19 protein-coding genes are annotated in these 18,196 nt (G+C 68.9%); 5 read left to right on the forward strand and 14 right to left on the reverse strand.

Features of this window, described 5'->3' with window-relative positions:
* Positions 1-60 precede the first annotated feature (60 nt).
* From AC4D2R_RS07230 to clpS, 4 genes are all read right to left on the reverse strand, one after another.
* Positions 61-858: an MBL fold metallo-hydrolase gene (locus AC4D2R_RS07230; RefSeq protein ID WP_490899859.1), complete on the reverse strand. Its 798-nt coding sequence runs from the start codon at positions 856-858 to the stop codon at positions 61-63.
* Positions 855-1,772, reverse strand: a complete 918-nt coding sequence (murI, locus tag AC4D2R_RS07235; protein ID WP_490938864.1) for a glutamate racemase — start codon at positions 1,770-1,772, stop codon at positions 855-857. Before murI ends, AC4D2R_RS07230 begins: the two co-directional genes overlap by 4 nt.
* Positions 1,773-1,851: 79 nt before the next feature.
* Positions 1,852-2,418 carry a DUF2017 domain-containing protein gene (locus AC4D2R_RS07240; RefSeq protein ID WP_490938866.1) on the reverse strand — a complete coding sequence of 189 codons (567 nt, stop codon included), beginning with the start codon at positions 2,416-2,418 and terminating at the stop codon, positions 1,852-1,854.
* A 5-nt stretch (positions 2,419-2,423) separates the two neighbouring features.
* Positions 2,424-2,732 carry an ATP-dependent Clp protease adapter ClpS gene (gene clpS, locus AC4D2R_RS07245; RefSeq protein WP_490899856.1) on the reverse strand — a complete coding sequence of 103 codons (309 nt, stop codon included), beginning with the start codon at positions 2,730-2,732 and terminating at the stop codon, positions 2,424-2,426.
* A 111-nt stretch (positions 2,733-2,843) separates the two neighbouring features.
* Between clpS and AC4D2R_RS07250 the strand changes: the two genes are divergently transcribed.
* Positions 2,844-4,160 carry a nicotinate phosphoribosyltransferase gene (locus tag AC4D2R_RS07250; protein WP_490938868.1) on the forward strand — a complete coding sequence of 439 codons (1,317 nt, stop codon included), beginning with the start codon at positions 2,844-2,846 and terminating at the stop codon, positions 4,158-4,160.
* Complete coding sequence (locus AC4D2R_RS07255; RefSeq protein ID WP_490938870.1) at positions 4,157-4,777, forward strand: isochorismatase family protein; 621 nt, start codon at positions 4,157-4,159, stop codon at positions 4,775-4,777. Before AC4D2R_RS07250 ends, AC4D2R_RS07255 begins: the two co-directional genes overlap by 4 nt.
* Positions 4,778-4,838: 61 nt before the next feature.
* Here the strand turns inward: AC4D2R_RS07255 and AC4D2R_RS07260 are convergent, their stop codons facing one another.
* From AC4D2R_RS07260 to AC4D2R_RS07285, 6 genes are all read right to left on the reverse strand, one after another.
* Positions 4,839-6,623, reverse strand: coding sequence for a DEAD/DEAH box helicase (locus AC4D2R_RS07260; protein ID WP_490899853.1), 1,785 nt, complete (start codon positions 6,621-6,623; stop codon positions 4,839-4,841).
* Positions 6,620-8,164, reverse strand: coding sequence for an MFS transporter (locus AC4D2R_RS07265; RefSeq protein WP_490938872.1), 1,545 nt, complete (start codon positions 8,162-8,164; stop codon positions 6,620-6,622). The genes AC4D2R_RS07260 and AC4D2R_RS07265 overlap by 4 nt, the downstream gene beginning before the upstream one ends.
* 95 nt (positions 8,165-8,259) lie before the next feature.
* Entirely contained in the window at positions 8,260-8,550 is a 291-nt protein-coding gene (locus tag AC4D2R_RS07270; protein ID WP_490899851.1) for a DUF3039 domain-containing protein, read from the reverse strand.
* Positions 8,551-8,619: 69 nt separating this feature from the next.
* A complete protein-coding gene (locus tag AC4D2R_RS07275) occupies positions 8,620-9,735 on the reverse strand; it encodes an NADH:flavin oxidoreductase/NADH oxidase (RefSeq protein WP_490938874.1) in 1,116 nt (371 codons plus the stop codon).
* A 50-nt stretch (positions 9,736-9,785) separates the two neighbouring features.
* Positions 9,786-10,745 carry a tetratricopeptide repeat protein gene (locus tag AC4D2R_RS07280; protein ID WP_490938876.1) on the reverse strand — a complete coding sequence of 320 codons (960 nt, stop codon included), beginning with the start codon at positions 10,743-10,745 and terminating at the stop codon, positions 9,786-9,788.
* 37 nt (positions 10,746-10,782) lie between these two features.
* Positions 10,783-12,480, reverse strand: a complete 1,698-nt coding sequence (locus AC4D2R_RS07285; protein WP_490938878.1) for a DUF8094 domain-containing protein — start codon at positions 12,478-12,480, stop codon at positions 10,783-10,785.
* A gap of 334 nt (positions 12,481-12,814) precedes the next feature.
* Between AC4D2R_RS07285 and AC4D2R_RS07290 the strand changes: the two genes are divergently transcribed.
* Positions 12,815-14,143: an AI-2E family transporter gene (locus AC4D2R_RS07290; protein ID WP_490938880.1), complete on the forward strand. Its 1,329-nt coding sequence runs from the start codon at positions 12,815-12,817 to the stop codon at positions 14,141-14,143.
* A 68-nt stretch (positions 14,144-14,211) separates the two neighbouring features.
* Here the strand turns inward: AC4D2R_RS07290 and AC4D2R_RS07295 are convergent, their stop codons facing one another.
* Both AC4D2R_RS07295 and AC4D2R_RS07300 read right to left on the reverse strand, forming a co-directional pair.
* The gene (locus AC4D2R_RS07295; RefSeq protein WP_490938882.1) at positions 14,212-15,003 is read right to left on the reverse strand and encodes an alpha/beta hydrolase; all 792 of its coding nucleotides are present in this window, start codon (positions 15,001-15,003) and stop codon (positions 14,212-14,214) included.
* Positions 15,004-15,057: 54 nt separating this feature from the next.
* Positions 15,058-15,381: an Rv1322 family protein gene (locus AC4D2R_RS07300; protein ID WP_490899845.1), complete on the reverse strand. Its 324-nt coding sequence runs from the start codon at positions 15,379-15,381 to the stop codon at positions 15,058-15,060.
* A 99-nt stretch (positions 15,382-15,480) separates the two neighbouring features.
* Between AC4D2R_RS07300 and nucS the strand changes: the two genes are divergently transcribed.
* Both nucS and AC4D2R_RS07310 read left to right on the forward strand, forming a co-directional pair.
* The gene (nucS, locus tag AC4D2R_RS07305) at positions 15,481-16,176 is read left to right on the forward strand and encodes an endonuclease NucS (RefSeq protein WP_490899844.1); all 696 of its coding nucleotides are present in this window, start codon (positions 15,481-15,483) and stop codon (positions 16,174-16,176) included.
* Between the two features lie 44 nt (positions 16,177-16,220).
* Entirely contained in the window at positions 16,221-17,441 is a 1,221-nt protein-coding gene (locus AC4D2R_RS07310; RefSeq protein ID WP_490938884.1) for an N-acetylglucosamine-6-phosphate deacetylase, read from the forward strand.
* A gap of 19 nt (positions 17,442-17,460) precedes the next feature.
* On the opposite strand, the gene AC4D2R_RS07315 is transcribed toward AC4D2R_RS07310, so the two are convergent.
* Together AC4D2R_RS07315 and AC4D2R_RS07320 are read right to left on the reverse strand one after the other, a co-directional pair.
* Positions 17,461-17,892 carry a DUF2550 domain-containing protein gene (locus AC4D2R_RS07315; RefSeq protein WP_490938886.1) on the reverse strand — a complete coding sequence of 144 codons (432 nt, stop codon included), beginning with the start codon at positions 17,890-17,892 and terminating at the stop codon, positions 17,461-17,463.
* A 10-nt stretch (positions 17,893-17,902) separates the two neighbouring features.
* Positions 17,903-18,193, reverse strand: coding sequence for a F0F1 ATP synthase subunit epsilon (locus tag AC4D2R_RS07320; protein ID WP_490899841.1), 291 nt, complete (start codon positions 18,191-18,193; stop codon positions 17,903-17,905).
* Between the last annotated feature and the right edge of the window lie 3 nt (positions 18,194-18,196).

Below are 18,196 nucleotides of genomic sequence, written 5' to 3' on the forward strand. Positions count from 1 at the left end.
ATCGCCGGTGAGGGAGAGTTACTCTGCGCAGCCGCGCTGGGCGGTGTCCTGCACCGTGTACTAGACGGTGTAGGACACGCCGGCGACGGCGACGGCCAGCTCCCCGGAGTAGGAAGCACGGGCCTCGTCGATTGAGACGTTGGCGTCGTTCCACACCGGCAGGTGCGTCAGCAGCAGGCGCTTCACCGATGCCGCCGCGGCAACCGCACCCGCTCGGCGCCCGGTCAGGTGGACACCGCTGATTCCGTCGTCGCGCCCCTCATGGAAGGCCGCCTCGCAGAGGAAGATGTCGGCGCTCGAAGCGGCCTCGACCAGGGAGTCGCAGGAATCGGTGTCGCCGGAATAGGTGAGCACCCGGGTCTCGGGGACTCCCCCGGCGTTTGGCTCGGTCACCTCGACGCGCAGCGCGTAGGCTTCCTCGGCCGGGTGCAGCACCGGGTACGGGGTGATGGTGAAGGGGCCCAGCCGCAGGGCGGTGCGCGGGTTGTACGAGTGGAAATCGAAATCCTCGTGCATGCCGGGGTTCAGCGCGAGCCCGTACGCGGTGGCCATCCGGTCCGCCGTTGCCGTTGGCCCCCAGACCGGGATGCGTTCCCTTCCCCATCCGGCAGGATCCCAGTGGACCGCAACGTGGAGCCCGCACAGGTCCATGCAGTGGTCCGGGTGGAGGTGGCTCAGGAACACTCCGTCGATCTGGCGCAGGTCGATGTAGCGCTGGAGGGCGCCGAGGGATCCGTTCCCGAGATCGAGCAGGATCCGCCAGGTGCGCCCCTCGTGCTCGGCACTCACCAGGTAGCACGACGCCGGGGACTGCGGGCCGGGAAAGGACCCGCTGCAGCCGACGATTGTCAGCTTCATGAGGTCCGCCCCGCTGCTGCAATCATGTCCGGAGTGACCCTGGCGAGGCTTCCGGTCGGGTATTCGGCCGCGACGTGGTCAACATGCTGCACGCCCAGCACCTCCGGGCCGAGGAACCGGCGGGCAAGGACCTCGAAGCTCTCGGCGTCCCCTGTCGCAATGAAGCGGTGCCGGGCCACTGCGGTGTCGGCGCGGAGGAGGTCGTGCGAGACGAGGGCCCGGTAGACGTCCTTCGCGGTCTCCTCCGCACTTGAGACGAGGCTGACGCCGTCGCCCATCACGTAGGAGATCACGCCTGTCAGGAGCGGGTAGTGGGTGCAGCCGAGCACAAGGGTGTCGACGTCCGCCCGCTTGAGCGGCTCCAGGTAGCGTCGGGCGGCCGAGAGCAGTTCGGGCCCGGCCGTCACCCCGGCCTCGACGAACTCGACGAACTCGGGGCACGCCGCCGAGGTGATCCGCAGGTGCGGGGCGGCGGCGAAGGTGTCTTCATAGGCGCGGGAGCTGACCGTCGCAGAGGTGCCGATCACCCCCACATTGCCGGTGCGGGTTGAGGCGACGGCGCGGCGGACGGCCGGCTGGATGACCTCGATCACGGGGATCCCGTACCTCGCCGTGTAACGCTCCCGGGCGTCCCTGAGCACTGCGGCGGAGGCGGAGTTGCACGCGATGACCAGCAGCTTCACCCCGGAATCCACGAGCTCGTCCATGACCGCCAGCGCGTGGGCCCGTACGGCCGCGATCGGCTGCGGCCCGTAGGGTCCGTTGGCCGTGTCGCCGACGTAGATGATGGATTCATGCGGGAGCTGGTCAATGACCGCGCGGGCCACCGTCAGCCCTCCGACACCGGAGTCGAAGATGCCGATCGGCGCCTCGGTTTTCTTCAACGATGAAAATACATCCGCGTCTGCGCTCATAATCTACTGAGAATATGACGTGTTGGCCGAAGAAACTAACTTTCGCCCAGTCGGATATATCACACTCGCCGATTGGTGCTCAGCGCCGCGGCCTGCCCGAGCCGAGCATCGCCTGCACCAGGGACTCCTGGAGCCAGGTCACGAAGTTGTAAACCAGCGCGAGGTAGGCCTCGACATCCTCGGCGTCGGCGAAGTCGGTGACGCCGTGCAGCCGTGCGGCGTCCTCGTCGGTCTTGATGCCCAGCCGGTCGGCCAGCACCAGTCTCACATCGTTGAGCGCCTGCGCCATCAGCGGCGCCTGTTCCGGGGTCAGGGAGATCGGGTCGCTTTCGAGGAGCAGCGCGCTGCTGCGCAGCGCTCCGATCTTCTGTTCCCGCAGGGACCGCTCGGTGAGCCGCCGGAACTCGAGGGCCTCACTGTCGTCGTTCCGCACCGCGTCGGGAAGCAGACGTCGGACGGCGGAGTCGGTGGGCGCCACCGCCTCGGTGTCCATGCCCACCATCGCCGCCAGGGGGTCGGTGCTCGGAGCGGTCTCCGGTTCGAGCATCGAGATGATGTCCTTGAAGAGGGTGCCCAGCAGCCGCACTTCGCCGGGCTCGAGCCGGGCGGTGATGCCGCGCCGGGTTGACTTGAATGCTTTAGCCACGGGGCCTACTCGCTTCCGGCTTTTTCGAATGTTGCCCACAGGCCGTACCCGTGAAGGGCAACGGTGTCGCGTTCGGCCTTCTCGCGGCTTCCCTCGGCCACGGCGGAACGTCCCAGCTCGTGGACCTCGAGCATGAGCTTGCGGGCCTTCGCCTCGCTGTAGCCGAAATAGGTCTGGAAGACGTAGCTGACGTAGCTCATGAGGTTGACCGGATCGTTCCACACCACCACGACCCAGGGCTGGTCAAGGTTCATCGATTCGCGGGTGTGGGTCTCTTCCCGCACGCCGGGGTCCGTCGCAACGCCAAGTGTCATGGTTTTCATTCTAGGTTGCGGTGCTCCCGGGTCGTCCGCAGGTACTCACAAAGCGAACGCCCGGCTAATGTTTTGACTGTGACTCCTGCCAGCGGAAACGCGACCCGCCCGATGAATCAGCCAAACACGGCGCTCTTCACCGACCAGTACGAACTGACGATGCTTGAGGCCGCCCTGACCTCCGGAGCGGCATCGCGCCGCTCCGTGTTCGAGGCCTTCGCCCGGCGCCTGCCCGACGGGCGCCGCTACGGCGTCACCGCCGGCACCGGGCGCCTGCTTGAGGCCCTCGCGGGGTTCCGGTTCGAGGACGAACAGCTTGAGTTCCTCTCCCGGAACGCGGTCGTGGATGCGCGCACCATCGCCTGGCTCGCGGATTTTTCGTTCAGCGGGAACATCTTCGGATACGCCGAGGGCGAGGCCTACTTCCCAAATTCCCCGATCCTCATCGTCGAATCCACGTTCGCCGAGGCCTGCATCCTCGAGACCCTCATCCTCTCGATCCTCAACCATGACAGCGCCATCGCCTCGGCGGCCTCGCGCATGACGAGTGCGGCCGCGGGCCGCCCCTGCATCGAGATGGGGTCCCGGCGCACCCATGAGGAGGCGGCCGTCGCCGCTTCCCGGGCGGCGATCATCGGCGGTTTCGCCAGCACCTCGAACCTCGAGGCAGGACGCCGGTACGCTGTTCCGACCGTGGGAACCGCCGCCCACTCGTTCACGCTGCTCCACGACACGGAGCGCGAAGCGTTCGAGGCGCAGGTTGCTGCGCTGGGCCCGGGCACCTCGCTGCTCGTCGACACCTTCGACGTCGAAAAGGGCGTGCGGACCGCCGTTGAGGTCGCCGGCCCGGAACTGGGGGCTGTGCGCCTTGATTCCGGCGACCTCGTTGCCCAGGCGCGCTGGGTGCGCGAACTGCTCGATGACCTCGGAAATCCGAACACGAGGATACTTGTCACCTCGGACCTCGACGAGTTTGCGATCGGCCTTCTTGCCTCGGCCCCGGTCGATGCCTACGGCGTGGGCACCTCACTGGTGACCGGTTCCGGAGCCCCGACCGCCGGCATGGTCTACAAGCTGGTCAGCAGGGAGGACAACGACGGCCGCTTCGTGGCGGTCGCCAAGTCGGCGAAGAACAAGGCGTCGGTGGGAGGCAGGAAGTACGCGCTGCGCCGCCGCGACGAGAACGGCGTGGCAACCGCCGAGGTCGTGGGAATCGGCGCCGCCCCCTACGACGACGGTAACGACCGGCCGCTGCTTCACCAGCTCGTCAAGAACGGCGAGGTGCTCCCGGGCTGGACGGGACCGGAGGCGGTGGTCCGTGCGGCCCGGCACCACCAGGAGTCCATTGCGGAACTGCCCGCTGCGGTCCACCGCCTGCAGCGCGGCGAACCCGTCATCCCCACCGAATACGAGGAGAACCTGCCATGACCCGAGCGCTCATCATCGTCGACGTGCAGAACGACTTCTGCGAGGGCGGATCGCTTGCCGTCAGGGGCGGTGCAGCGGTTGCCGCGGCGATCAGCGACCACGCCGACGAGCACGCCGCCGACTACGACTACGTCGTTGCCACCCAGGACTGGCACATCGATCCAGGCCCCCACTTCTCGGAGACCCCTGACTTCGTCGATTCCTGGCCGGTCCACTGCGTGGCGGACACCCCCGGCGCAGAATTCCATCCGGATCTTGACACCGAGAATCTCGACGCCGTGTTCCGCAAGGGACAGTTCGAGGCCGCGTACTCCGGATTCGAGGGCGTCCTGGCCCCCGAGGACGAGGTTCCCACGGGCGAGCAGAAGCTTGGCGCGGTCCAGGACCCCGAGGAGACCCCGCTGACCCTCGACGACTGGCTGCGCGATCACGACGTCGAGGAGGTCGTGGTCACCGGCCTTGCCGCCGACTACTGCGTCCGCGCCACCGCCCTCGACGCGCTTGCGGCTGGGTACTCCGTGTCCCTGCTCAGCGGCCTCACCCGGGCCGTCCATGCGGAGCGGGTGGAGGAGACCCTTGAGGAGCTGGAAACGGCTGGGGTCGAGGTGATGCGCTGAGCGCATCGCCTTCCCGGCGGCGGAAGCCGGCGTCTCCGCCGTCCCGCTGCCGGGTTCTGGCCTATTTCCGGCCGATGAACCAGTCCTGAAGCTTCTTCAGCCGGCGCTGGAGCTGCTCCTCGTTGGCCTGGGCGACCGCGGGCCCGCCGCAGGCCTTCCGCAGTTCGGTGTGCACGACGCCGTGCGGGGTGCCGGAGCGGGCCGACCACGCAGCGACATTCTTGGCGAGCTGCCCGCGCAGCTCGGTCAGCTGCCGGTGATCGACAACCTGGGGCTGCGGTTCCGCGGGTGCCGCTTCGGCGCGCCCGCGGCGGCGGGACTGCTGGTCGCGCTGCCGCTGGCGCAGCAGCTGGCCCACCTGGTCTGCGTCAAGGAGCCCCGGGATCCCGAGGAAGTCGAATTCCTCCTCGCTGCCCATCTCTCCGCCCGTACCGAATTCGCCGCCGTCGAACAGCACGCGGTCGAATGAGGCCTGCGATTCGAGGGCCTCGAACTTCTGCTTGGTGAGGGAGTCGGAGGCCTTCTCCTGCCGGTTGGCCGCCTCCATGAGGCTGTCCTCGAGCGCGAAGGCGTCCTCCTCCCCCGTGGTCGGACGGTCGAGCGCGTGGTCGCGCTCCACTTCCAGCTGGTTGGCCAGGGCCATGAGGTTCGGCACCGAGGGAAGGAACACCGACGCCGTCTCGCCGCGGCGGCGGGCACGCACGAAGCGCCCGATGGCCTGGGCGAAGAACAGCGGGGTGGCCGTTGAGGTCGCGTAGACGCCCACCGCGAGCCGGGGCACGTCGACGCCTTCGGAGACCATCCGCACCGCAACCATCCACCGGCGCTCCCCCGCGGAGAACTCCTCGATCTTGCCGGAGGCCTTGGCGTCGTCGGAGAGGATCACGGTGGGCGACTCCCCGGTGATCCGTTTCAGCTGGCCGGCGTAGGCGCGGGCGTCGTCATGGTCGGTGGCAATGACAAGGCCGCCGGCGTCGGGCACCGACCGGCGCACCTCCGTGAGCCGCTTGTCCGCTGCCGCGAGCACCGCGGGGATCCACTCCCCCGCGGGGTTGAGCGCCGTGCGCCACGCCTGGGCGGTGATGTCCTTGGTGACGGCCGCTTCGCCGAGCGACGCCGCCATCTCCTCGCCCGCGCTGGTCCGCCACCGCATCTGGCCGGAATAGGCCATGAAGATCACCGGACGCACCACGTGGTCGCGCAGCGCCTCGCCGTAGCCGTAGGTGTAGTCCGAGCGGGAGCGCCGGATGCCGTCGGCGTCCTCAACATATTCGACGAAGGGGATCGCCGCGGTGTCGGAGCGGAAGGGAGTACCGGTCAGCGACAGCCGGCGCACCGCCGGCTCGAAGGCCTCGCGGATTCCGTCGCCCCACGACAGGGCGTCGCCGCCGTGGTGGATCTCATCGAGGATCACCAGCGTCTTCGCGCCCTCGGTCTTGGCACGGTGGAGCATCGGCTTGCTGGCCACCTGCGCGTAGGTCACGGCGACCCCGATGAAGCCGTTGCCGTGGCGGCCGTCGGCGTTCTTGAAGTTCGGGTCGATCGAGAGGCCCACCCGCGCCGCTGCGTCGGCCCACTGCCGCTTCAGGTGATCGGTCGGCGCGACGACGGTGATGCGGTTCACGATGCCGCGCTCAACGAGCTCGGTGGCAACCCGCAGCGCGAACGTCGTCTTGCCTGCCCCGGGGGTTGCGACGGCGAGGAAGTCCTGCGGCGAATTGGCAAAGTATTTTTCGAGGGCTTCGCTCTGCCACTGGCGGAGTTTGGGTGCGGTGCCCCAGGCTGCACGCTCCGGATACGCGGGCGGCAGCGCTGGGCCGGCACCGAACAGGGTGTCACTACTCACGCCGGGACAGTACCTTCCATTGACTTCTTGGTGTTCGGATCGGGGCCGGCATCAGCAGCCTGCGCCCCTCTCAGACCCGAAACTATACCTGCTGCCGAGAACAGGCACAGAGCCAGCCAGATCGCAACAAAGACCGCGACCTGTCCGGGGTTGGCGGGGTCCCGCAGCAGGGCGAAGAGTGTGCCTGCTCCTGCAGTGCCCACCACTCCGCCGATCTGGTCGGAGATCTGGAGGGAAGCTGAGTTGCGTCCCTGCTCGCCGTCCGGGGAGAGCTTCAGCACCAGCACGGAGGTGCTTGAGAGCGTCATGCCCATGGCGAAGCCCGCGAGCGCCCACAGCGCGATCAGCACTCCCAGCGGTGCCTCCGCTGAGGAGGCGAGGGCGAAGCCACCGAGGGCGGCGGAGAGCAGTGTTGATCCTGCGACAAGCAGCCATTGGCGCCGGAAGCGCACCCGTGCCTGAAGGAAGGATCCGCCGCTCCAGCCGAGGGCGCCGGCGCTCAGGGCCAGCCCGGCCGTTGCGGCACTGAAGTCCCTCGCCGTGACGAGCATGAGCGGGATGAAGGCCTCGGCGCCGAAGAACGCGACGTTCACGAAGCCCCGGGTGGCGATGATGCTCGGCAGGCCGGGGGCCAGGCGCAGGGTGCCGCGCGGAAGCAGCCCGGGCAGGGTCACGAGCACCGCCGCGAGGCCGACGGCCGCGGCGAGTCCCCTCAGGGCCAGCCCGGCGCCGCCCGGTGCCTGCGTGTCGAGGCCGCTGAGCGCCGCCTGGACGGCGAAAACGCCCCCCGCCAGTCCCAGCCCACGCACGGCCCGGTGCCATCCGGTGCCTGCCCCGGGGCGTCGAGGCCGTGGGCCACCGGAACGGGAATCTCCTGGAGCTTCCGGTCCCCCGCCGTGAGCTGCGGCGGCGGACCGGTCGCGGCCTGCCTTTGCGGCGGCGGGCTCCGGGGGGCCGAGGCCGCGGGTACGCGGCCAGACGATCAGCACTGCGGCGAGCACCACCGGCGCGACGCCGAGGAAGACCCACCGCCAGCTCGCCTGTTCTGCAACCACGCCGGCCACCAGGGGGCCGACGAGCGAGGGCACCACCCAGGCCGCGGAGAGCCATCCGAATACAACCGGCTGGGCCTGGGCGGGAAACACCCTGCCGATGATCACGTAGACGGCGACGATGACGAAACCCCCGCCCAGGCCGGAGACCGCCCGGCCCGCTGTGACCACCCAGAACGCCGGTGCGGCGCCGGAGAGGATCAGCCCCGCAATCATCAGCAGCATCCCGACGGCCAGGGCCGGCCTCGGGCCCCGGGCATCGGTCCACGACCCAGCCAGGACCGTGCCCAGAAGGGAAGCGGTCAGGTACATCGAGAACGCCAGCCCATAGGATGCCTCGCCGGAGAGCTCGGCGGCCACCGCCGGCATGGCGGTCACCACCGCCATCGCTTCGAAGGCGGCGCACGTGATGATGGCGAGGACCCCGAGCGTGAGCGGACGGTACCTTGCCGACATTGCGCCGGCGGGCACGGCGGAACTGTCAGTCATTACACCCCTGGGATGTCGGTCGGAGGCTTCCCGGGAACTCCACCGGGCATTCAGCGGCGGGCCGCCGCCGGGCTATGAGCGGCCGGCCGGCGGGACTAGGAGTCGTCTTTGCCGGGGCGCAGCCCGTTGTAGATCTCCTTGCACTCCGGGCATACCGGGAACTTCTCCGGATCGCGTCCGGGCGTCCATACCTTCCCGCAGAGGGCGATCACTGGCTCGCCGGTGAACGCCGATTCCATAATCTTTTCCTTGCGCACATAGTGGGCGAAGCGCTCGCTGTCGCCGGGCTCAACCTCCTGGCGCATTTCCTCGCGTTCGAGGGTGGTGGTTGAACCGCCGGCGCTTTCCAGCGGGTCGTTCTCGAAAGGGTCTACGGGCATAGTCATTTTTCCATTCTATCGCCGGCGCACTTTCGGCAGCGGCACCGGGCGTGCCGCCGGCGTCCGCGGCAAAACCTAGGACCGCCCGGCGCGTTCGTACTGCGGCGCCAGGGGAAGCGTGTAGCCGAGCTCATGCGCGGACCGGACCCACCAGTGCGGGTCGCGCAGGGCGGCGCGGGCGATCAGGACGGCGTCGGCGCGGCCCTCGCGTACAACGGACTCGGCCTGCTGGGCTTCACTGATCAGACCGACGGCGCCGGTCGGCACCCCTGCCGCCCGCACCACCTCGGCAAGCTCCACCTGGTAGCCGGGCCCCACGGGGATCCGCGCGTGGGGCACCGCACCGCCAGATGAAACGTCAACGAAGTCGACCCCGTGCTGGGCGGCCCGCTCTGCGAGGCGGGTCGAGGCGGCGCCGTCGAGCCCGCCCTCGGTCCAGTCGGAGGCGGAAATACGAAGCAGCAGCGGCATCGAATCGGGAATGCTTCGGCGGACCTCGTCGATGACCGCCAGGGTGAGCCTGAACCGTGCGTCCTCGGACCCTCCCCACCCGTCCTTGCGGGTGTTGACGAGGGGTGTAAGGAACTGGTGCAGCAGGTACCCGTGGGCGGCGTGGATCTCCACGGCGTCGAACCCGGCCTCGACGGCGAGGCGGGCGGAGCGCCCGAAATCGTCGATGACCTTATCGATGTCGGCCTCTGTCATTGCCGCTGGAGCCGCGTAGTCGCCGAACGCCTCCCCGGTCGGGCCGAGGGTCTGCCAGCCTCCCTCCGATACCGGCACGGAGCCGTGGTGGCGGCTGAACGGCCAGTAGGTCGACGCCTTGCGTCCGGCATGTGCCAGCTGCACTGCGATCCTGGTCCTGACCGCACCGTAGGTGTGGACGAAGTCGACGATGCGGCGCCAGGCCTCGACCTGGTCGGCGTTGTAGAGACCGGCGTCGCGGGGACTGATCCGCGCCTCGGGATTGACCGCGGTGGCCTCCGTGATGATCATTGCCGCCCCGCCGGCGGCGAACTGGCCCAGATGCATCAGGTGCCAGTCGTTCGGAACCCCTGGCGCCAGCCGCGCGTCACACGAGTACTGGCACATTGCCGCAACCCAGCCGCGGTGCTCGATGTCGAGCGAGCGCAGGCGGATCGGGGTGAAGAGAGCCGGCCGGGTAGCGCTCCCAGTGTCTTCGGTTGTCATGATTTCCTTTTTGCGGTTCCAGCTGCGGATGGTGCCTTGTCGCGCAGGGGCTAGAAGAGCGCCCGCGCGAGCGCGCTGCGCGCCTTTGTCACGCGCGGATCGGTGGGTCCAACGACCTCGAAGAGTTCAAGGAGGCGCTTCCGGGCGGCGTCCTTGTCTTCACCGGCGCTGCGGGCGATGAAGGAGACGATGCGCGCGAAGGCGTCCTCGACGTGGCCGCCGGTCAGGTCGAGGTCGGCCACAGCGAGCTGCGCGTCAAGGTTGTCGGGCTGCTCGGCCCCGGCGGCGCGGATCTGCGCTGCATCAACCTTCTCCACGCGCTGCATGAGCTCGACCTGGGCGAGGCCGGCCTTGGCGTCGGCATCGGCGGGCTGCTCGGCGAGTGCCTGGCGGTAGGCAGCGGCGGCTGCCGCGTAGTGGCCGGCCTCGATTGCGTCGTATGCCGCCTGGTGCAGGGGCGGCAGCACAGGCTCGGTGCCGGGCGCCGGCACCGCTGCCGCGCCCGCTTCGTTGAGCGTTCCCGTCACCCCGTTGGCCTCGGCGACCTTCAGCAGCTCATCGATGAAGGCCCGGATCTGCTCCTCCGGCAGCGCCCCCTCGAACAAGGGAACGGGCTGGCCCTTGACCACGGCCACGACGGTAGGCGCAGCCTGCGCTTGGAACGCGGACGCGATCTGCGGCTGGGCCTGGATGTCGGCCTTTGCCAGCAGCACCCGGCCGTCAAGCTCAATGGCTGCGGCTTCGAGCACGCTGCTGACCTGCACCGACTGCTCGCTCCACGCCGCGCCCAGATCGACGATCACCGGGACCTGCGCGGAGAGCTGGACCAGCTGGGGGAAGGTCTGCTCGGTGACCTGAACGATATAGGGACTTGCCGCCGGGGGGCGGCTCTCAGCCGCCGCGGGCCGTGCGGCGGCCTCCGCGCGCGCTTTGAGCGCCGACAGATCAACTGCGCCATGGAGGTTCATCGACGCCGGCGGCACGCTGCCGCGGTTCCCAGGTGTGGACAAGGTACTGCCTTTCAGATCGGACGAGAGCGGGGACTGCCTAGCGGAGCTTCGCAGCGAGGAGCTGCTGGGCGGCGCCGATGACGCGGATCTTCTCACTGCTCCCGGCGGGCGGTACATACATCATCACGGCCTCGCCGTACCCGACGTCAATGCCTTTTTCCGTCTTGTCTTTGCCGGTCAGGGTTTCGTAGATCGTACCGTTGAGGTCGATCGAGTCGCCCTTGCCCTTCGGCACGCTCGAGTAGGTGTGTCCGAGGTATCCGAACACCACCGCTCCCCCGTCGCCGGTGCGCACCGCGCGGGTGTTGGCCGGGACGGCGTCGTGCTTGAAGGAGATGGTGGCTGCGTCGTCATCCGTGTCCGCGACCACCCCCGCCTGGAAGTCGGTGATCGCCTCGGCGAAGGAGTTCGTCTCGAAGGTTCCCTTGTGCTTGCCCTTGGGCGAAGTGAGGAAGTTCGCGATCGCCGCAACAGCGGCCTGCGGCGCCATGGTCAGGCCCTCTGCGTCGTCCGGCTTCACTTCAGTGAGCCCCTTGCCCGGGGTTGACGCCGGGAAGGTTGTGCCGGGGAGCATCTGGATCGCCGAAACAAGCTGGTAGTTCGAGCGGGGCGTGTCCTGGGTGAGCACAAGGGCCTGGGGAACCGGGTTCTTCTCGCTCTGGGTCAGCGCCACGACAGTCCGCGGCCATGCCGTTCCCGACGGGATCATCCGGGTGAGCACCGGCGACGCCGCGACCGGCACCGGCGCCGGAACGTCGTCCGCCTTGGACCGGACGGCATACCCGCCGCTGCGCAGGTTGGCCGCGGCCCCGGAGACCCGGGACTTCAGCAGGGCGGCGTCGGAGGCCGCATCGGCCTCGGCGACTGTCGCCGCCACCGAGCCGAGGATGCGCTCGAGCTGGGCGTCAAGGAGCACGGGGGGTGCTTCGGCCCCGTTATCCGGTCCCGCAGCGGCGCTGGGCGCGGTTGTGCTTTCCGGCTTCTGGGTCGCCGCGTTCCCGGCGGCGGGCCCGGCCGCGGTCATTCCCAGCGCGAGTACTGCGGCGGCAGCGGGATGCGCCATTCGTGGCCGGCGGGCGCCCCGGCGTGCCGTGGCGGCGCTCTGCTGGCGCAGGTAGGCCCTGGAGCCCTCGACTGCCGGAGCCCGGCCTCCGGCGGTGCCGGAGGAGCGAGGGGTGACGAAGGCAAGCGCGATGCCGAGCACCGTGACGAGCGCTCCGGCGACGATCAGCGGCACCGCGAACGGCGTCGAGCGGTCGTTGGGCTCGGTGATCGAGATTTCCGCGGGAGCCGGGCGCTTGCCGTCCGCCGCGAGCAGGATGGACCAGTCGCCCTCGGCCGGCTCAAGCCAGCGGTGGGTCACCGAGCCGTCGGCCGTCTCCTCGCTCGTCCACAGGTCGGCACCGCGGGGGTCGGGAACCGTCTTTTCCCCGTCAGTGAACTCCGTCGTCAGCTCTTCCTCGCCCTTGCCCGTGACGCGGAGGTGTGCGGCCTTGCCCACCCAGGCGTCGACGTCGGCGGCCCGGCCAACGGCCAGGGTGAACTGTCCCTCGCCCTTGACGGTGATGTCGATCTCGGCCGCGTCGGAGTTCCGCGAGGCGGCATCGATCACCGTCACGGGCGCCGACTGCGCCCCCGCCGGAACGCTCCAGGTCCGGGTTTCGGACGGCGCCCACAGGGTGCGCTGGCCGATGCCCAGCAGCATCAGCAGCACGCCCGCAAGGATAATCGGCACTGCAATTTTCAAACGCACTCGGCTACCTATCGTCGTATAGTGGAGCGGGCGGCCGTCCTTCTGCGCAGCCCCCTGTCCGCGGGGCATGCAGGACCAAGGGTCGCAAACGCTCCCGATTCGTTCCCCAATGGTAACGAAGATCGTCCTCCCCGCCGATTTCGGCCCGCCGCCGATCTGAGCGCCCTCCGCAGTGGCCGTCGGTCCGCTGCCAGCCGTGCGTAATTTTGTTCCGGCCCCGCCCGTCACGTCCCGGCTTCGGTCCGCTCCGGCTGTAGTGTTTCGCTTGTCATTCCACCTGCCGCGCAGGCAGCCACTTTCGAAAGCAGAATCCAGCGTGACGAACAACGAGGAAGTCCCCGTCGACGAGCCGCTGCCCCGGCCCGAAGGAGAAAGTGCGCCGGGGGCGGATCCTGTGCCGGCTGCGGCTGGAACCACGGCCGTTGGCGGCCCTGAACCCTCCCGCAGGAGCCTTTCCGCCCTGCTCTCCCATGCGCGGCGGTTTCCCGGGGCGCAGCCGCGGCGGCGCTTCGAATTCCCGCCGGAGCTTGAACCGGCACCCGTTGCCGTCGATCCGAGCGTTCAGCTGACCGACGAGCGCCTGAAGTTCGGCGGAGCGTATCCGCGCTCGATGCGCCAGCACCCGATCCATTTCGGCTTCATGGCAAGTGTGGGCGTGGGACTGGCGCTGCTTGCCTACTTCATCATCATGAATGTGGGCCAGCTGCTGCTCTGGATCGGGGCCGCCCTCTTCATCGCCCTCGGGCTTGACCCGATCGTGCGGTGGCTTGAAACCCGCGGAGTGCCGCGTCCGGCGGGGATTGCGGTGTCGCTGCTGATCCTTGCCGGCCTGGTTGTCGGCTTCTTCGCGACCCTGATTCCCACGATCGTCAACCAGACCTCGCAGATCGCAGCACGCGCGCCCGGTTACGCCGAGGACTTCCTCAACTCCGAGCTGTTCCGCACAGTCGACCGCCAGTTCCAGCTCCGCGACAGGGTCTCGGCGGAGATCAACAACTTTTTCACCGACAGCGAGGCGGTCGGGGGGATCTTCGGCGGTGTCCTCGGTGTGGGCACAGTGATCCTCAACGGCCTCTTCGGCGCGCTCATCGTGCTCGTCCTGACCCTCTACTTCCTTGCCTCGCTGCCCTCGATGAAAAAGTGGGCCTACCGCCTGGCACCCCGCTCCCGCCGGCCGCGGGTGCAGTCCCTCTCCGAGGAGATCACGCGCAGCGTGGGCATGTACGTCATCGGGCAGGCGTGCGTGGCTTTGCTCAACGGCATTTTCGCGTTCGTGGTCATGAGCATCGTCGGGGTGCCGTTCTCGGTGCTCCTGGCATTCATCGTGGTCCTGCTGGCCTTCATCCCGCTGGTGGGGGCGCTCATCGCGGCAGGGTTCGTGAGCCTTATCGCCCTTACTGTCAGCTGGCAGACTGCGCTGCTGTTCGCGATCCCCTACATCGCCTACCTGCAGTTCGAGGCCTACTTCATCTCCCCGCGCATCATGCAGCGGGCGGTTGCGGTCCCCGGCGCGGTGGCCGTCATCGCCGTCATCGCCGGCGGAAGCCTGCTCGGCGTCCTCGGCGCCCTCATCGCCATCCCGACGGCGGCCGCCGTGATGCTGCTGCTCAAGGAAGTGTTCATCGCCCGCCAGGACAGCCAGTAGGTCAAGCCCGCGGGACAGCACGCAGGGCTGGTTCGAACGGCCGGTCCGCACGGCTGGTTAGCACGGCCCTAGGAGGCCGTGGCCACCGGTCCCTCCCACTGCGTGGGAAGCGGGGAAACCGGCGTGGGAAGCACGACGTCGGCAATCTCGTTGAGCGCCCGCGATGCGTACTTCTCGCCGACCCACAGGTGCTTGGCGCCGTCCACCCCGGTCACGACGGCCTGCGGAACGCCTGCGAAGCGTTCCTCCGCCGCGTCGGGGCGGAGGTAGTCATCGAGTTCGGGGACGAGCACCGTGAGGGGGAGCCCCGACGAGGCCCAGGTGTCGAGGTCGGTGTCTTTGGCCCTGTGGAGCGGCGGGGAGATCAGGATGGCTCCCTCGATGTGCTCGGCGATCGGATCGCTCGCCCCGTATTTCAGGCACAGTTCGGTCCCGAAGGACCAGCCGACCAGCCAGATGTTCGTGAGTCCCTCGTCCACGGCCCACTTGACCGCAGCCTCGATGTCGTGGCGCTCGGAGGCGCCACCGTCGAAGGCACCTTCGCTGCAGCCCCGCGGAGAGCAGGTCCCGCGGGTGTTGAAGCGCAGCACTGCGATGTCGGCAAGGGCCGGAAGCCGGAAGGATGCCTTGCGGAAGAGGTGGGAGTCCATGAACCCGCCGTGCGTCGGCAACGGGTGAAGCGTGACGAGGGTGGCCTTCGGCGTCCGGCCCGCGGGTGCGGCGAACTCGCCCACGAGCGTCAGCCCGTCGGCGGTTTTCAGTTCGATGTTCCGCCGGTCCGCCGGCAGCACCGTCGAGGCGCGGATCTCGACGGGTTCCGCGCTGGTTGAGAAGACGTAGTCCTGGGGATCACTTGCCATTTCCCCATTCTAGGGCGCCGCGCGACGGGGGGCGGCGCGTCGTGCCGGTGCTGGTCAGTACCGGAAGCTGCGGGAGCGCCAGCACCGGTTGTGCCAGTGCCGGCGGTCGGCCAAAGCGGCCTCAGTGCCGAACAGCGAGTCCTCGCGCCACACCACAAGGTGGGCCAGCCCGGGCGGAATGACGGTGTTGCAGCCCGGGCAGGTGTAGTTCTTCGCCGCGTTCCGCTCGGTGATGGTGCGCACCGACCACTCGCCGTCGGGGGCGCTTTCGTGGATGGGCACGCCAAACCGGGCGAGCTCGGGGTCCCGTTCGGGCGCGGGAGCCCACTTGTTCCTTCCGCCGCTTGGCGGACGGCGGGGACGGTTCGATCGTGGCACCCTCTAAGTCTGCCCGACGGCGCGGCCGGCGCCGAAACCGCGGCACCGGACGGAGCGGTGCAGCCTGTCCCCCAGCGCGCGGACGGTAAGCTGTGGCGTGTGCGTTTAGTAATAGCCCGCTGCTCCGTCGACTACATCGGCCGACTCAGGGCACACCTTCCCCTTGCCACCCGCCTGCTGATGGTGAAGGCGGACGGCTCGGTCCTTGTCCACTCCGACGGAGGCTCCTACAAGCCGCTGAACTGGATGAGCCCTCCGGCTTCCCTCCGTGTCTCGGCTCCCGACGAGGCCGACGCCGCCGACGGCGTCACCGAGGTGTGGACCGTCCAGCACGCCAAGAGCGACGACAAGCTTGTGATCAACATCCGCGAACAGCTCCACGAGACCTCCCACGACCTCGGCGACGATCCGGGCCTGGTCAAGGACGGCGTTGAGGCGGACCTTCAGCGGCTGCTCGCCGAACAGATCACCCTCCTCGGTGAAGGGTTCTCCCTTGTGCGCCGGGAGTACATGACCGCCATCGGTCCCGTTGACATCCTGGCCAGGGACGGAGCGGGGGCGACCGTCGCCGTCGAACTGAAGCGGCGCGGCGACATCGACGGCGTTGAGCAGCTCACCCGCTACCTTGAACTGCTCAACCGGGACCCCCTGATGTCCCCCGTGCGCGGCATCTTCGCCGCACAGCAGATCAAGCCCCAGGCGCGGGTGCTCGCCGCCGACCGGGGCATCGACTGCGTGACCCTCGACTACGACGCGATGCGCGGCGTTGACGACAAGGAATCCCGCCTGTTCTAGACCGGGCTCGCCGCTGGCGGGGTGCGGGCGCATAGAATCGGAGAATGGCCAACCAGCAGGGTACTCCGCGCTTCCTATCCGGACGGCTGGTCACCGAGACGGGCATCGTCGACGACGCCGTCCTTGGCTGGGAGGATAACCGGATCATCGTTGCCGGCCCCGCGGGACCGGCGGCGCACGGGACTCCCGCCCTCCTCCCGCCCGGGGCGCTGATCCTTCCCGGACTGGTCGACCTCCACTGCCATGGTGGCGACGGCGGTGATTTCACCTCCGGCACGAGCGCGGAAATCCGGTCGGCCGTCGACTTCCAGCACCGCAGCGGCACAACGACACTCCTGGCCAGCACGGGTGCAGCACCCGGCGCCGACCTGCTCGCCGTGTTTCCGCTGCTCGCGGAGCTCGCCGAGGAGGGAGTCATCGCGGGCATCCACGCCGAGGGGCCGTTCCTTTCCCCGCTGAGGGCCGGCGCCCACGACCCCGCCTACCTCAGCGACCCCGACGAGGAGCTGCTCCTGCAGCTGGTCCGCGCCGCCGCCGGGCACCTGATCTCGATGACCTATGCGCCGGAGCTGCCCGGAACTGACTCCCTGGTCTTCGAGCTGGTCACCCACGGCGTGATTCCGGCAATCGGCCACACCGACTGCAGCCCGGAGCTGGCGGCGGCAGCCCTCGACCTGGTGAACGAGGAGCTCGCCTCGACGGGCTTCGACGGATTCAGCGGGCGCCCGATGGCCACCCACCTGTTCAACGCGATGCCCGCCATCCACCACCGCTCCCCCGGGCCGGTTCCGCTGCTGCTTGAGCGCGCCCGTGCCGGCGAAATCGCGGTGGAGCTGATCGCTGACAACATCCACCTCCACGCGGACACGGTGCGCATGGCTTTCAACCTCGCGGGTCCGGCGAATGTCTGCCTGGTGAGCGACGCGACCGCCGCGGCCGGCCGGGAGAACGGCGAGTACCGCCTGGGCCGGACTCGGATCAGCGTCCGCGGCGGCAGGTCCTATCTCGCCGGATCCGAGGAGATCTCCGGAGGCACCACCACGCTGCTCGACGTGGTCCGCTGCGCCGTCCGTGCGGGTGTCGACCTCGTTGACGCGGTGCGCTCGGCGTCGGCCGTGCCGTCCGGGATTCTTGGGCTCGCCGACGAACTCGGCAGCCTGAGGCCGAGGCTGCGAGCAGATGCGGTGGTTGTGTCGGAGGAGCTTGAGCTCCTCGGAGTGCTCCGGGCCGGGACGTGGATCCTCGAGCCCTCCGCACGGCGCTAGCTGCCCGCGGCGGGGCGCATCAGCGCCAGGTGCCGATGCCGATGACCGGCCCGGCCTCGAGCCAGGACGAGAGCCCGGCGTAAACCTCATACTTCATGGCCAGGCTGAGCTCCTGGCCCTCGTAGGTGAGCAGCACGACGATCGCCCCCGGCTGGACGCGGTGCTTCTCCGCCTCGGAAGGGTGCCGCCAGCCCTGGAGCTCGAGGGAGCTGCGCAGGAACCGGTGCCGTGGAATGGGACTGAGCGAAAACAGCCTCAGCCACTCGAGGTGCATGTCCGTATAACGACAAACCCCCATCCGCCAACCTGTTGAGGGAAGGCGGATGGAGGCGTCGAAGGTGCCGAGGGTCCGGCCAAGCTGGAACCGCCGCAGGACAAGGGCGCCAATCATCAACACCAGCACGCCTGCGGCGGCTGCGAGGACAATCAGCACAAGTCCCAGGGCGTCCATTGTGCGTCGGTCAGCGGTTTTCCGCGGTCACCGGACCGCCGACCTTCGCGTTGTCGGCCACGATCACGACCCGGTTGCTGTCGACGGAGAAGAATCCGCTGTCGACCCCCACGATGATGCGCTCACCGCTCACCGGCTGGATGGCCAGTTCGCCCTCGCCCAGCAGCGCAAGCACCGGCGAGTGGCCGGGAAGGATCCCGATCTCGCCCTCGCTCGTGCGCGCCTTGACCATTGTCGCCGGGCCGGACCACACGAAGTGGTCCGCCGCGACAATCTCTACTTCTAGCTCTGCAGAGGCCATGAG

It is taken from the genome of Arthrobacter sp. TJ-217 (assembly GCF_058269255.1).